We start from the raw sequence: 16,104 nt of genomic DNA on the forward strand, positions 1-16,104 counted from the left end.
GCGAACGGATGCCGAGTCCACCCCCTGGTGACAACAAGCTGGTGACCAGCCGGCTCGTTACGAACTAGCGACGAAAACACTGTGACTTCCGATAGAAACGCCCGTGTTCGGAATACCGAGGCTTAATCACCGTGTCAGGACGCACCCCTTTCCAAACGCAAACCAACACCAACGCGCGAATTCGTGGGGTGTAGTGTGTCTGCTACACACCCTTTCGCTGCATCATCTACCTATAAAAGGTAACCTCAAGCACTAGATGGAGATTCACACTATGAGAATCAGGAAGCTACTGGGAGCGCTTCTTCTGCTGCTTGTGCCCGTAATGGGCGCTTCAGCGCAGACAGGAAAGATCGCGGGTACGGTTCGCGATGCTTCAACCGGGGAAGCGCTTCCCGGTGTGAACGTCGTCATCGACGGGACCACGCAGGGTGCTGTCACCGACCTCGATGGTTTTTATAACATTATCAACGTGCGTCCCGGTACCTATGCGGTCCGGGCTTCGTTCGTTGGGTACACCGCGCAGCTGGTCGAAGGCGTCCAGGTCAGCACGGGTCTAACGGCTACGATCGACTTTAATCTGAGCACCGAACAGCTGGGTCTCGATGAAGTCGTTGTAACGGCCGAGCGGCCGGTTGTTGAGCTCGACGTATCGGCCAACGTGGCGAACCTCACGGCTGAAGACATCGTCGACCTCCCGGTCGCCGGCGTTTCGGAAGTGCTGGATCTCCAGGCCGGTATCGAGCCGGGTCTGTCGATTCGCGGCGGCGGCGTGGGCGAAGTGGCCTTCATCGTCGACGGTATGAACATGCGTACCGGCCGCAGCAATGAGCCGATCACGAACGTCAGCTACACCTCGGTGGAAGCGGTTCAGGTTCAGACCGGCGGTTTCAACGCGGAATACGGCAACGTGCGCTCGGGTATCGTCAACGTGTCGACGAAGGAGCCCTCGCGCAACCGCTACACGTTCGACGGCCTCTTCCGGTATCGTCCGGCGCAGGCCAAGGCGTTCGACGGCTTGCCCGAAGATCCCGACGGGTTCTACATGCGCGGCTGGTCCGATCCGGCCATCCAGAACCAGGGAACGAGCGCGCTCAATCCGTATGAAGCGCGTCAGTACAACTCGTTCGTCGGTCTGGACGCCCTGGCTACGGCTCAGCAGGCGAACGGGTTCGACGTGACGTCGGCCGACATGCTCGAGTACCTCCAGTACGCGATGCGTAAGGACAATACGATCGACATCGGCGACTACGAGACCGACTTCACGGTCGGCGGTCCGCTGCTGCCGGGCATGGGCAACAAACTGGGCGGCCTCCGCTTCCTGGCCTCCTACCGTGGCACGCAGACGGCCTACATGTTCCCGCAGGTCCGTAACTCGTACCACGATCAGAACATCACGGCGAAACTCGTTTCGAACATCGCGCCGGGCATGAAGATCACGGTGTCGGGCATGTCGCTGATGGAGCGCGGTATCAACCGCACCCGCGGCGAATCCGCCATCGCCGATATCTGGCGCGGCACGTTGCCGGCGTACCCCTGGACCAACAGCGGGGTGGTCATCCTCAACGAGCCGAACGAACGCGGTCTCGTGCACTCGAACGGTGCATTCAACCGGGCGAACATTGACCACAAGATGATTGGCGCCGAGTTCGTGCACACGATCAACGCCAACACGTTCTACACGATCACGGGTCAGTACCTGACCTCTAAATACCGCACGCCGTTCGCCGATCTGCGCGACGGCACCACGCTGGTCGATGGCCAGCTGGTCAGCAAGCTCGCGACGCGCGACGGCAATGTCGTGGACCAGGCGCTGCTCAACGAGCTGCTCGCTCAGGGCCAGGCCCTGTGCGTCGGCGGCGACAGCGACATCACGGGGGATGGCAACAGCGTTCCGTACTGCATCGGGCAGGAGCCGTTCAACTACGCCGGCGGCGGTGGTAACATCCTGGGTACGGGTATCACCACCGGTGGTCACTGGGACAAGGCGCGCGACTCCTCCAGCGTTGGGGTGTTCACGGGCCGCTTCGATCTCACCAGCCAGGTCAACCGCTTCCTGCAGGTCAAGACCGGCGCCGAGGTCATCGCCAGCGACTACAACATGAACTACAAGCACGTCAACCTCGAACTGGTTGGCCCGACGCCTGAGGCGAGCTACCTCTGGGATCGCAACCCGATCCAGGGCGCTGCCTACGTGCAGAGCAAGCTTGAGTTCAACGGCATGATCGCGAACCTGGGTCTTCGCCTCGACTACTTCGATGCGAACACCGAGTGGTGGGACTACACCCCGTACGACTCGGCCTTCCGCGGCACGCAGCAGAACCTCAACGATGTTCTGAGCACGCGTCAGCCCGATCCGCAGGTTGAACTCAGCCCCCGCCTGGGTATCTCCTTCCCGATCACGTCGAACAGCAAGCTGTACTTCAACTACGGCCACTTCCGCCAGATGCTCGAAGCGTTCAACGTGTTCGGCGTCCAGGAACGGACCTCCAGCGGTATCGACGTGATCGGCAACCCGGATCACCCGATGCCGAAGACGGTGGCGTACGAGCTGGGCTACGACCAGAACCTGTTCGACCAGTTCCTCGTCCGTGTGTCCGGTTTCTATCGCGACCTCCGCGATCAGCCGCGCAGCATTTCGTACACCAGCCTGGGTAACGTGGTACAGTACAACACGCTCCAGCCCTGGAACTACGAAGACATCCGCGGCGCCGAGTTCACGCTGACCAAGAACCGTGGTCGCTGGGTGCGCGGCTTCCTGAACTACACCTTCTTGACCACCAAGAACGGTAACTTCGGGTACCAGCAGTTCTACGAGAACAGCTTCGATCAGCGCAACTACCTGCGCAACTCGACCGACTTCCGCATCACGGCGCCGGTCGCCCAGCCGTTCGCTCGTATGAACGTCACCTTCCTCACGCCGCCTGACTTCAAGCAGGACGTCGCGGGCGGTTTCCTCGCCAACTGGCGCGTGAACCTCCTCGGCGAATGGCGTAAGGGCGAGGCCTTCATCTGGTCGAACCGCGGTAACTTCCCGGAACTGGACAACAACGTCCGCTGGAAAGATTACTGGATGTTCGATCTGCGCTTCACGAAGCACATCAACACCAACTTCGGCAACGCGCAGATTTTCGCGGACATCAGCAACGTGTTCAACATCCGCCACCTGTCGCGCTACACGGCATTCTACACGCAGAACGCAGACGACTTCGAGTTCTACATGCGTTCCCTGCACCTGCCGGGCGACATCTACCAGGACCTCCGCGACCAGACGGCGCTGCCGTATCTCTGGATCCCGGGCTCCGATCAGCCGGGCGACTTCCGCAAAAACGGGATCGCGTTCCAGCCGATCGAGACCACGGGCAGCCTGAGCGGCGTTTCCGCGCCGAACACGACGGCCTGGTACTGGGCCCAGGACACGGGCAACTACAGCCGCTGGAATGGCAGCGCCTGGGAAGCCGTGCCTGAGGGCGACGTGAAGAAAGCGCTTGACGACAAGGCGTACATCGATATGCCGAACATGCGCTTTGCCTCGTTCCTCAACCCCCGCGCCGTTACGTTTGGCGTCCGCGTAAGCTTCTAACGACTGCCAGGGGACACCCCGGGGCGCGCGTTACTGGATCCATACTCCAGACCGCGCCCCGGGCCACCTCGGACGAGCGCGTCCCCGGCGAGTTGTTCGCACCCGAACATTTATCCTTTTGAAGATGATGAACTTCTCAAGACGTATCACTTTAAGCCTCGCTCTGTTCGTGCTGGTAGCATGGACGACGGGGACCGCGCGAGGCCAGTTCCTCCAGACCGCGCTGGACATCGGCGAGATGAGCTCGCGCTATTCCGAAATCGGGTTCGCTCCGGAGTCCGGGATCGGGAACGGCGGCATGGTCTGGCCGCAGATTCTCCGCTTCAGTAACCATTACCGTGGTCAGGGCCACTGGATCGGCGTCCGTAACTGGACGAACGAACGCGGTGAGACGTTCGACTACCACGTCGCGCGCCTCGGGCCCCGTCCGGACGGTTCGGTGTTCTTTACGCCGGTTTCGACCCGGCTGGTCGCCAAGTGGGAAGACTCGGAAGTCTCGGTCGACGGGGCTGCTTCCTTCCGCGAAATCGCAATCGTGGATGAAGTCGACCCGGCGCTCGTCGCCGACCGTACGATCACCCAGGTGTTCCGTTCGGTGCAAGGCGTTGAGGTCGAGATGACCGCCTACGCCTGGAGCAACGAGTACCACGACGACTACCACATTATCAACCGTAAGTACACGAATACGGGTAACACCGACGATGACGATGAGATCGAACTGAACGGCCAGTCCCTGCAGGACATGTACGTCTACAACACGTACCGCTGGCGCGGTCGTGAGCAGGCGGCCGACCACGGTTCGAATGCGCAGACCTGGGGCAAGTTTTCCATGGTCGACATCGTAGGCGACGGACACGACACGTACCCGGTCGACTTTACGGCCATCTATATCTGGCACGGCTTCGATCCGGACTTCGCTTCGTCGAGCTGGAATAACCTCGGTTCTCCGATGGTGTCCCAGCGCGGCACGAACGCCCCGTCCGATACGATCGGCCGCCTCGCCGGCATGTCGTTCCAGGGCCTCATCGTCCTCCATGCCGACGAATCGACCACGGATCGCAGCTACAACCCCGCCAACCAGCCGCACACGCTCAGCTGGCTGGACTCGGACGAAGTGCTGAACGCGGACGGTCTGTCGAACCAGGACTACTACCAGCTCGGCATCCTGTCGCGTGAAAACCCGGATGTCTTCCCGGGTGGCGATTCCCGCAACTACCCGCACTACGCCGACCGTGTCGAGCCGAGCGGTGAGTTCTGGGCGCCTACCCAGAACGCCTCGCAGGGTAAGCAGGGCGGTTTCGCGGCCACCATGGCTTACGGCCCGTACCAGCTCGCCTTCGGTGAAAGCGTCAACTTCGTGGAAGCCGTCGTCGTCGGCGGTATCTCCTACGATGCCGCCACGCAGGTCGGTCGCGCCTACAAGCGCAGCGGCTTCGATGACAACGCGCTCATCGAATACGACGCGAACGGCAACGGCGTGATCGACGATGTGCCCTGGGATTACAGCGTCTACAAAAACGGCGGCGAACGCATGACCAAAGGTCAGTGGGTCATGACCGAGCGCGACTCCATGTTCCAGAACATGTACACCGCGCGTCGCCTGTACGAGGCCTCCAACGGCCTGACGCAGTACCCGGTCGTGCAGCCGCCGGCGCCGCCGAAGACGTTTGATGTGTTCGGCCGTCCGGACAAGGTCGAGATCTCCTGGACGACGATCTCCGGTCAGCCTGACCCGGTCAGCTGGGAAATCTACCGTACGAGCAACTACGAGGACAACCTGCCCTACGAGTTGATCACGACGCTCCCCGGCTCCGCTCGCAGCTATGAGGATCTCAGCCTCGTCCGCGGTATCGACTACTACTACTACATGGTAGGCGTAAGCGGCCCGCAGCCGATCGATCCGGAAGCCATCACCGGTACGCCCGAAGGCAAGCCGCTCCACAGCGGCCGCTACTTCACGCAGACGTACCAGCCGGCCAACCTGAAGCGCTCGCCCGGTGCGACCGTGGATGCGTTCCGCATCGTACCGAACCCGATCAACCTCGCGGCTGACGAAACGGTGCGCTTCTTCGTGGGCGGCGACGCCCTCCGGAGCCAGGTGGCCTTCTTCGATATCCCGGGCAATTGCACGATTTCCATCTACTCGGAGACGGGCGAATTCATCACCCGCATCGAACACACCGACGGCAGCGGCGACGAGCTCTGGAACCTTACCACGGCTTCCCGTCAGCCCATCGTGAGCGGTGTCTACCTCGTCCGCGTGGTAGACAACGAATCCGGTGCGACGGATGTGAAGAAGATGGTCGTTATCCAGTAATCCATGAGCGCGGGGGCAGGGATGTCCTGCCCCCAATCATAGATGCAACTGCTCAACAATCTTTGGAAAAGAGCTATGAAGAGAAGTTTATTTTACTCCATGCTTCTGGCTGCGCTCATGGTGGTGGTTCCCTCATCGTTTGCGCAGACAGTGACCCCCGATACGGAGGTCAATACGGAAAAGCTGGGCCAGACAGGCATGAAGTTCCTCACCACCTCACTCGACGCACGGGCCACGGGCCTGGGTGGCGCGGTGACGGCGGATGAGAGCTTCGCCAACTCGATGGCCCTGTTCTACAACCCGGCCACCATGGCGCGGATGACCGGCACGTTCAGCGTGGGCTTCGGCATCACGCAGTTCATCGCCGACATCAACTACAACGCGTTCAGCGCGGCCTTCCAGCCCCAGGGCGGCAACTATGGCGTCTTCGGTTTCAGCGTGATGAGCGTCGACTACGGCGATATCATCCAGACGATCCGCAGCGACACGGAAGCCGGCTACAGCGACGTCGGGACGTTCTCCCCCTCCGGCCTCGCGGTCGGTCTGGGTTACGCCCGTTCGTTTACGGACCGGTTCTCGGTCGGCGCCCAGTTCAAGCTGGCCACGCAGGACTTCGGATCGCAGCTCATCAATACGGGCGGTGAAGACCGCAACTTTGACGTGAGCACGGTCGCCGTCGACTTCGGCGTGCTGTACAACACGGGCTTCCGCAGCCTGGTGCTCGGCATGAGCGCTCGGAACTTCTCTCGTGAACTCACCTACGTCGCCCAGAGCTTCGAGCTTCCGCTGACGTTCCAGATCGGTCTCGCGATGGATCTGATCGATTTCACGAGCCTCGATCCGAACATGCACAGCTTCCAGTTCAGCGTCGAAGCACAGCGTCCGCGTGACTTCCAGGAGCACCTCCATGTCGGTGGCGAGTACACCTTCATGAACCTGCTCTCGCTGCGCGCCGGCCTGGCTCAGGCGTTCGTTCAGGACGAAGAACAGGGCATCAGCCTCGGCGCTGGCCTCAACTTCGACGTGTCGAACATCAACCTGCGCGCCGACTACGCCTACACCGACTTCGGTGTGTTCGATAGCGTGAACCGCTTCTCGCTGTCGCTCGGCTTCTAAGCAGCGCCTGTAGAACACCGTACTTGTTGTGTCATCCTGGCCTTGACCCAGGGTCCAGCCGGCGACGCCGGAACGGACCCCGGGTCAGGAGCCAGGATGACGCATTTTGGGCCATTCCGAATCCGTTGATTCCCGGTGAACCCGGGAGCAGCCGGCTTCCAGGTGCGTTCAATCCCCTCTCAACCCACACGGCCCTCTTTCTCCCCGCCAGTCGCCCGACCTCATGCGTTTCGTTCGTGGACTCGCGCTCTTCGCCGCAGTGCTCTCCGGCTGTTCGGCGCCGGATCCCGCCCCCCCGTCGTCCCGGACGGCGGACTCCGGGGCCCCGATCGTGTGGACCGACGTCACCGCCGATGCCGGCCTAGGCGCCTTCCGCCACCAGACCGGTGCCGTCGGCAACAAATGGTATCCGGAACCGATGGGCGGCGGCGGCGGATTTATCGACTATGACGGCGACGGGTGGCAGGACATCGTCCTCGCCGGCGGCGGCAACTGGGAAGCCGATCCGGCCAGGCAGCCGCAGTCGCTCTTCCTCTACCGCAATCAGGGCGACGGCACCTTTGCCGAGGTCACGGAAGCAGCCGGCCTGCGCGACGCCGTCGCCTACACCATCGGCGTCGCCGTGGCCGACTACGACAACGACGGCGACGAAGACCTGTTTGTGACGAATCTGCGCAAGAACCTCTTTTTCCGGAACGACGGGGGCCGCTTTACCGACATCACCGAGGCGGCCGGGCTTTCCGACGAGGCCGTCTGGAGCAGCTCCGCCATGTTCTTCGACGCCAACAAGGACGGCTGGCTCGATCTCTATGTGGGCAATTACGTAGACTGGACGCCCGAAACCGACATCTTCTGTCCTCCCGGCGGCACGGTCAAGCTCTACTGCATCCCCTCCGCATACACCGGCATCCAGAGCCGGCTGTTTATCAACGATGGCGACGGCACGTTCACCGACGTCACCGAACCGGCCGGCATCGCCCCGTCGCTCGGCAAGGCCCTCGGTGTCGCCGAACTCGACTACAACCGGGATGGATGGTCGGATATCGTGGTCGTCAACGACGGCGAAGGCGACTTGCTGTATCGCAATAACCAGGACGGGACGTTTACCGAACTGGGCGCTCGCAGCGGCCTCGCGTTTAGCGAACACGGCGAGGCGCGGGCCGGCATGGGCGTCGATGCCGGCGTGGTCGACAGCTCCGGCATGGTGAGCGTCTTCGTCGGCAACTTCTCCGAAGAGATGGTCGGCGTGTACCGGTACCTCGGCAACGAGTCGTTCCTCGACCGTTCGGCCGTCTCTCGCATCGGGTACCCGAGCCTGCTCATCCTGACGTTCGGTGTCATGCTCTTCGATGCGGACTACGACACCGACCTCGATCTTTTCCTCGCGAACGGCCACGTCTACCCGGATCGTATCGCGCAAAATGACAAGGTGACCTATCGACAGGCATCCCAGCTCTATATGAATCGCGGGGACGGCGTGTTCGATCTGTACGAACCAACGAGCGGCGTCCTTACACAGCAGATGGTGGCGCGAGCCATCGTGCTGGCCGATTACGATCGCGATGGAGACCAGGACATCCTGCTCACCGAAAATGGCGGTCCGGTCCATCTCTGGCGCAACGATCGCGAGGACCCGCCGTTTCTGCGGGTCGTGCTTCGGGGTCGGCAGGGCAATCGGGATGCCATCGGCGCGGAGGTCACGGCCGTCGTCGATGGGTTGCGGATGATCCGGCGCGTGCGGAGCGGTTCGAGTTATCTGGCCAGTTCGGAAAAGGCGGTCAATTTCGGACTCGGCCGGCATGCCACCGTGGATACGCTGCAGATCGTCTGGCCGTCCGGCCAGACCACAGTCGCGACCGAAGTGCCAGGCCGGCAGGCCATTCAGTTCGTCGAAGGCCAACCCGGCTATACGACCGTGCCGCTTCCCGGGCGGCTGCCATGAGATGCCGCATCTACCATATCCTGGTTGGGGCCGCGCTGGCCCTCGCCGGCTGCGGCGGGAGCGAGCCCGAGCCTGAGATGACCGCGAAGGCCCCGTATGTCGACGTGACGGAAGCGGCCGGGCTGTCGGCGTTCCGCCACGAGACCGGCGGCTACGGCCAGAGCTTGATGCCGGAAATCGTGGGCGGCGGCGGTGGATTCATCGATTACGACGGGGATGGGTGGCCGGACGTGCTGCTGGTGCAGGGTGGCATCTGGCCGCACCACGAAACGCGCGTCGTGCAGGCCGTCCGGCTCTACCGCAACCTGCGCGATGGGCGCTTTGCGGAAGTCACCGACGAGGCCGGCCTCGCCGGCGTGACGGCGTATGCCTTCGGCGTCGCCGTGGCCGATACGGACAATGACGGCGACGAGGATTTCCTGGTCACGACGCTGCATCGCAACCTGTTTTTCCGGAACGAAGGCGGTCGGTTCGTCGAGGCATCGAAAGACGCAGGGCTCGCGGATGGGTCGGTATGGAGCACATCGGCCGCTTTTCTGGACGCCGATCGCGACGGATGGGCGGATCTGTATGTCGGCAACTACGTCGACTGGACGCCCGAAACCGATCTGCGCTGCATGCACAAGGGGAAGAAGGTGTTCTGCACGCCGCAGGAATACACCGGCCGCGCCAGCCAGTATTACCATAACAACGGTGACGGCACCTTCACGAACCGGACCCGCGAGGCCGGCTTTCTGGCCGGCGTGGATACGACGCTCGACAAGACGCTGGGGGTCGCCGTGCTGGACTTCAACGAGGACGGCTGGCCGGACATTACGACGGGCAACGACACGGAGAACGACTTTCTGTATGTAAACCAGGGGGATGGGACCTTCCGCGAGTCCGGCTTGCAGAGCGGCGTCGCGGTGAGCCAGCACGGGACGCCCCGGGCGGGCATGGGCGTCGACGCCGGCGTGGTCGATAGCAGCGGGAATGTCACCATCTTCGTCGGCAATTTTTCGGAGGAGTCCGTCAGCGTCTTCCGGTATCAGGGCAACGAGCAGTTCGAGGACCGGTCGGCGATATCGCGGCTGGCGTATCCGAGCAACCTGAACGTCACGTTCGGGCTGGCGCTGCTCGACGTAGATCTCGACACGGATCTGGATCTCCTCACGGCCAACGGGCACGTGCTGACCCACATCAACGAGGTCTCCCAGGCAATTCAGTTTCGCCAGCCGGCCCAGCTTTTCCTCAATCGAGGCAACGGCACGTTCGACGAATACCGCGCTGCCGAAGGGCCCCTCACGGCCCGCATGGTCGCCCGCGGGCTGGCGTATGCCGACTACGACCGCGACGGGGACGTGGATGTCCTGCTGGTCGAAAACGGAGGACCCGCCCATCTCTGGCGCAACGAAACGGATGCCGGCCGGTACCTGCGGGTACGGCTCATCGGGCAGCGCAGCACCCGCGACGGGCTGGACGCGCAGGTCACGGCGTACGTGCCGGGGCTGGCGATGGGGCGGTGGGTCCGGAGCGGCGGCAGCTTTTTATCCAGTTCCGAGAAATGGGTGACCTTCGGGCTCGGAGCCCACGACCGCGTGGATTCCCTGCGCGTCGTCTGGCCCAGCGGCGTGGTGGATAGGTTTATGAACGTCGCGGCCGGCCAGGAACTGGTCATCCGGGAAGGGAACCCTACCTTTGAATCTTCAGCACGATAAACGACGATGAGACAGACGATGAATGGAATGCGTTGGGCAGCCGGCATGGTGCTGGCAGGGATGCTCGTGCTCGGCGGGTGCGCGCGCGACGAGGCCACCGAGTTGACGCGTACCGAACGGCTCCGCCTCAAGATCGACCCCCATGTGGGGCAGCTGATGGCGAGGAGCCAGGCCGCGTTCGCGCAGAACAATTTCAACCTGGCGCTGGCGCTGACGGACAGCGTCATCGCCGTCGAGCCCGTCCTCGCCGACCCGTACTTCATGCGCGGCCGCATCTTTTCGCGGCTCAATCTGCCGGAACAGGCCCTTGAATCCTATCACGCCGTGCTCAACCTCGACCCGGAGTACCGCGGCGCGTGGTACGACATGGGGCTGATCGCCTTCAAGGGAGGCCGGCTCCGCGAGGCCGTGGAGTTCATGCAGAACGAGGAGTCGCTCGATCCGACCGATTTTCTCTATCTCGAGATGGGCAAGATCTACGCGCGCCTCGGCGAACCGGACAGCGCACGCATGGCCTATGAAAAGGCGATCGACCTGAACCCGGGCAACGCGTCCGCGCACATGTGGTTCGGCCAGCTGCTCGAAGAAACCGGCGACCTGGACGCCGCGCTCGAGCAGTCCCTCGAAGGCGCCCGCATCAAACCCAACGATCCGGAATACGAATACATCATCGGATCGCTCTATTTCCGGAAGGGCGACAACGAAAAGGCGGTCGAATACCTGAAGCCGGTCGCGGACGAGCTGCCGTGGCATCAGGGCGCCCATTACAACCTGGGCCAGGCGTTGCTGCGGCTCGGGCGCGAGAAGGAGGCGCAACCTTATCTAGAACGCGCCGATGCGGCGCAGCAAATGCAGCAGGCCGTCAACGATGCGCAGGCGGCGGTCGAGACCGATCCCGACGATCGTGACAAATGGGTGCACCTGTCCGAAGTGCTCTGGAAGGTGGATCAGAAAGACAAAGCCGTCGAAGCCTACAGCGTGGCCCTCAGCATCGACCCCGCCAACTTTGCGATGCAGACCAATTTGGCCAACATGCTGGTGCAGAAGGGAGACGTTGAAGCCGGCATCAGCCGGTACCACGCCATCCTCCGCATCAAGCCCGAGATGGTCGATACCTGGTACAACCTGGGCGTCGCCTACGCCAATGAGAAGATGTACGCCGATGCCCGCAAGAGCTGGGAGAAGGCGCTGGAATACGACGCCGGCAACCGGAAGCTCAGGGATGCGCTCAAACAGCTCGCCGAACTCGAAAAAGCGCAATAAAACATCCCCCACACGTGGAGGGCGTCACCGGCTGATTTCCACCTGCAGCGGGCCGCGTTCGAGGCCGGGGGAGGTCAACACCACCTCGAAACGCTGCGGCCCGGCGGCGAGCGGAAGGTCTGTCAGCCGGCGTTCGGCCTCGCCGGCGGCGATGGGGGCCGTGAAGACCGTATCGCCGGAGCGCAGCGTCAGCGTGCCGGCAGCCGGGGCCGCGCCGAACCGCACGTCGATCGCATAGACGGCCGTCTCGGCCACGTCGATGAGCCAGTAGCCCAGGGCGTCGGGCGCCCAGCCGCCGGCGCCGTGCGTGCCGGGGTAGCGCCAGTCCTGCCGCGTGAGCACGGTGACCGGTTCGGCGGGGTGCCCCACCACGATCCGGGGCGGCGCATAGTTGTCGGGACGCGTCGCCGAGACGTCGTCGAACCAGGCATCGTAGCGGGCGACCATCGCGTCGAGCGTGTCGGGGTGCTGCGCGGCGAGGTTATTCGACTCGTACGGGTCCGCCTCGATGTCGTACAGCTCGAACGCCGGCTCGGTGTCCAGGCGTTCGCGGCCGAATCCGCTGTTGTGGACGAGCTTCCAGCGCCCCCGCATGCTTGCGAACTGATGGTACCGGGCGGGCTGGTCGCCGCGGTGCGACTGGATGGTGAGCGTGCGCCCGTCGTCGCGAGCCGGCGCGCCCTCGAGGGCGGGGAGCAGGCTGCGGCCATCGAGCCGCAGGCCGGCCGGGGGCGTGACGCCGGCGGCGTCGAGGAGGGTGGGGAAGAGGTCGATGTGCGCCGCTACGGCTCCCTCGATCGTGCGCGCCGGGAAGTGGCCGGGCCAGTGCGCGAAGAGCGGCGAGCGGATGCCCCCTTCAAAGACCTCCGTTTTTCGGCCCCGCATCGCGCCGACATACCGCCGAGATTCCGGCCCGTTATCCACCAGAAAAACGACGATCGTGTTCTCGAGCAGGCCGTCGCGTTCGAGCCGGGCGAAGAGCCGGCCGATGTTCTCGTCGATGTTGCCCACCATCGCGTAGATCCGCGCCAGGACATCCGTATCGTACCCCGGTTCGAGTCGCGCCGCCTCCGGATGCGGGAACTGGTCGAGGGTCAGGTCCCGGGCGGCGTACACGCGGTAGAGCGAGTCGGGCACGTCGTGATAGGGGCTGTGCGGCGTGTTCGTGGCGATATAGGCGAAAAACGGGCGCTCCGGGCTGACCCGCTCGATCCAGTCGAGCGCGGAGTCGAAGTACACGTCCGTGCAGTAGCCGGCCGTTTGCACGAGCGTACCGTTGTGGGACAGGATGGCGTTCGTGTAGCGCCCCTCGCCGCCGGGCGGGTCGCTCGGCTGCCCGATGCCGCCGCCGCGCAGGACCAGCGATTCCTCGAAGCCCTGATCCATGGCGCGCATCGGATAGGTATCGCCGAGGTGCCATTTGCCGAATATGCCGGTGGCGTAGCCGGCGTCGGCGAGGACTTCCGCGAGGGTCGTCTCGTCCGGCTCCATCATCGCGCGACCGATGTACGTGTCCACGACGCGCGTCCGGTAATTGTAGCGGCCGGTCATGAGCGATGCGCGGGTCGGGGCGCATACCGGGCTCACATAAAAGCGTCCCCAGCGCGCGCTGCGGGACGCCATCGCATCCAGGTTCGGCGTCTGCAGCACCGGGTTGCCGTACAGGCCGAAGTCCCCGATCCCCTGATCGTCGGTCATGATCAGCACGATGTTCGGCCGCGTTGGGGCGGGGCGGCAGCCGCCGGCGAGGAGCCCCAGGGCGATCAGCACTGCGCTGCATCGCAAGCGCAACTGTCCATCGAAAGCCGGCGCCGCGTCCCGCTGTGTGGTGACGTGACCCGGACGTTGCAGGTGACTAAATAAAAGTGTAAACATGGAGGGGAGGGCTGGAGCGAATACAACGACCTCCACAAATACGACATTCCCCGGTAAGGATAGCAAGACCGCGTGCTGATGCAACCCGATATCAAGCTGAAAATCTCCCGACTCCTCCTCGTGGGCGTCCTCGGCCTTCTCGCCGGCTCGGCGAACGACACCGCTGTCCCGGACTCGCCGGCGGACCCTCCCAACATCCTGCTCGTCATGACCGACGACCAGGGCTGGGGGGATATCCGGTCCCACGGCAACGCGGCCATCGATACGCCGGTCATGGACCGCCTGGCGCGCGAAGGGGTCCGTTTCGAACGGTTCTACGTGAGCCCGGTCTGCGCCCCGACCCGGGCCAGCCTGCTCACCGGCCGCGATGCGCTGCGAACGGGCGTCCATGGCGTGACGCGGGCGCATGAGACCATGCGGGCGGAGGAGGTCACCCTCGCTGAAGCGCTCCGGGATGCCGGTTACGCCACCGGCATGTTCGGCAAATGGCATAACGGCGCGCATTACCCGTACGACCCCAACGGGCAGGGCTTCGACGAATTTCTGGGCTTCACCGCCGGCCACTGGAATAACTACTTCGATACGCAGCTGGAGCACAACGGCCGGCTCACCCGAACCGCCGGCTACATCACCGATGTGCTGACCGATGCCGCCGTACAGTTTATCGAGCAGCATCGCGCGGCCCCGTTTTTTGCCTACGTCGCCTACAACGCCCCGCACTCCCCGTTTCAGGTCCCGGATGCCTACTACGACAAGTACATCGCACGCGGTCTGGACAGCCAGAACGCATCCGTCTACGGCATGGTGGAGAATGTCGATGACAACCTCGGCAGGCTGCTCGACACGCTGGACCAGCTCGAACTGAGCCGCAACACTATCGTGGTGTTTCTGACGGATAACGGCCCGAACGGGTGCGATCGCTACAACGGCGACATGAAGGGATGCAAGGGGCATGTCGACGAAGGCGGCGTCCGCGTTCCGCTCTTCGTACGCTGGCCGGCCGAGCTGCCGCGCGACACCGTCGTCCGCACGCTGGCGGCGCACATCGACGTGATGCCTACCCTGCTGGATCTCGCCGGCGTGACGCCCGCCGTGCAACCCGCCTTCGACGGGCGCAGCCTGGCCCCCCTGATGCGCGGCGAACCGGCTGCCTGGCCCGACCGCGAACTGTATTCGCACTGGTATGGCGGCGGCGTGGTGCAGCCGTATCCGGGCTCCGTGCGCACCGAGCGCTGGCGAGCGGTGAACAAGGGCGGCGGCTGGGAGCTGTACGACATGCTCAACGATCCGGGGCAGCATGTCGAAGTGGGAGCGCAGTATCCGGAGGTGGTGTCCCGGCTGGATGTGGCGTACCGGGACTGGTTCGCGCGCGCGGCCTCCGGGAATTTCGATCCCATCCCGACCCCCATCGGCTACGAGGAACGCCCCACGGTGACGCTGCCGGGCCACGAGGCCTACCTCATCCCGTCGCCCGGCGCGGGGATCAACTACGACGTCGCCGCCGGCTGGGCGAACGACTGGGTGACGGACTGGACGGATCCGGCGGCCTACGCGATGTGGCCGGTGGATGTGGTGGCGACCGGTCGGTACGAGATCACCTTGCTCTACACCTGCCCGCCGGCCCATGTCGGCGGCCGGCTGCGTGTCGAGATCGGCGGTGAGGCCCTCGAAAAACCCGTCGAGCGGGCGCACGACCCCTTGCCGGTGTTCAGTCCGGACCGGGTGCTGCGCAAGGAGGTCTACGAGAAAGAGTGGGCGTCGCTCGCGATGGGGACGGTGCGCCTCGAGGCCGGGGTGACCCAGCTCGCTGTCCGTGCCGCGACGATGGAGAACGGCGGGACGATCGATCTCAAGGCAGTTCAGCTTCGGCGGGTGCGCTGACCACGCGGCCGCGATTTAAGCTCATGCGTCGCGCGTCGATACTTCGCAAGAGTCCTATACCCATCCAGTCCCCGGGAATGTTTATGGATTACGTGGCCCTTCGTGAAACCCGGGTCGCCCAGTTGAGCGCCCTGTTTGCCGAGTTGTATGCCCTGCCGGTTGAGCCGGAAATGCTAGGCCAGCGCGCGGATATCATCCACGAAGTGGATATGTTGTGCGCCGCATATCAGGCATCCTGGTCGAAAGCGAACGGAAGCCGCCAGGGTTTGCGGAGATCGTAACGGCCCGTCATGGGGCGTCACTTCTGCATTCTGCGTAGTATCTGGAGTAGCACTTGCGGAGCGAGTGCCGGTGTCCTATTGTTTCTCGTCGAATACGACGACGCGTGCGACGATCTACCCCGGTCGTGCATGCCTTCTTTATACACCGCGAT

9 protein-coding genes are annotated in these 16,104 nt (G+C 63.7%); 8 read left to right on the forward strand and 1 reads right to left on the reverse strand.

Annotation, left to right across the window (positions count from 1 at the left end; all coding sequences use genetic code 11):
• The first annotated feature begins 322 nt into the window (after positions 1-322).
• The 6 genes from R2834_06715 to R2834_06740 all read left to right on the forward strand — a co-directional run bounded on the left by R2834_06715 (position 323) and on the right by R2834_06740 (position 11,915).
• Positions 323-3,580: a TonB-dependent receptor gene (locus R2834_06715; protein ID MEZ4700003.1), complete on the forward strand. Its 3,258-nt coding sequence runs from the start codon at positions 323-325 to the stop codon at positions 3,578-3,580.
• A gap of 169 nt (positions 3,581-3,749) precedes the next feature.
• A complete protein-coding gene (locus R2834_06720) occupies positions 3,750-5,897 on the forward strand; it encodes a hypothetical protein (protein ID MEZ4700004.1) in 2,148 nt (715 codons plus the stop codon).
• Between the two features lie 75 nt (positions 5,898-5,972).
• Positions 5,973-7,013 carry a PorV/PorQ family protein gene (locus tag R2834_06725; protein ID MEZ4700005.1) on the forward strand — a complete coding sequence of 347 codons (1,041 nt, stop codon included), beginning with the start codon at positions 5,973-5,975 and terminating at the stop codon, positions 7,011-7,013.
• A 223-nt stretch (positions 7,014-7,236) separates the two neighbouring features.
• Complete coding sequence (locus tag R2834_06730) at positions 7,237-8,955, forward strand: CRTAC1 family protein (GenBank protein ID MEZ4700006.1); 1,719 nt, start codon at positions 7,237-7,239, stop codon at positions 8,953-8,955.
• Entirely contained in the window at positions 8,952-10,652 is a 1,701-nt protein-coding gene (locus R2834_06735; GenBank protein MEZ4700007.1) for a CRTAC1 family protein, read from the forward strand. The genes R2834_06730 and R2834_06735 overlap by 4 nt, the downstream gene beginning before the upstream one ends.
• An 18-nt stretch (positions 10,653-10,670) precedes the next feature.
• A complete protein-coding gene (locus tag R2834_06740) occupies positions 10,671-11,915 on the forward strand; it encodes a tetratricopeptide repeat protein (GenBank protein ID MEZ4700008.1) in 1,245 nt (414 codons plus the stop codon).
• 24 nt (positions 11,916-11,939) lie between these two features.
• Here R2834_06740 and R2834_06745 read toward each other — a convergent pair whose 3' ends face one another.
• Positions 11,940-13,790 (reverse strand): arylsulfatase, encoded by a 1,851-nt coding sequence (locus tag R2834_06745; protein MEZ4700009.1) that lies wholly within the window; start codon positions 13,788-13,790, stop codon positions 11,940-11,942.
• Between the two features lie 78 nt (positions 13,791-13,868).
• On the opposite strand from R2834_06745, the gene R2834_06750 reads away from it, so the two are divergent.
• Together R2834_06750 and R2834_06755 are read left to right on the forward strand one after the other, a co-directional pair.
• Entirely contained in the window at positions 13,869-15,671 is a 1,803-nt protein-coding gene (locus R2834_06750) for an arylsulfatase (GenBank protein MEZ4700010.1), read from the forward strand.
• Between the two features lie 83 nt (positions 15,672-15,754).
• Positions 15,755-15,952, forward strand: coding sequence for a hypothetical protein (locus R2834_06755; GenBank protein ID MEZ4700011.1), 198 nt, complete (start codon positions 15,755-15,757; stop codon positions 15,950-15,952).
• Positions 15,953-16,104: the final 152 nt, after the last annotated feature.

Source organism: Rhodothermales bacterium, from assembly GCA_041391505.1.
Lineage (GTDB): Bacteria > Bacteroidota > Rhodothermia > Rhodothermales > JAHQVL01 > JAWKNW01.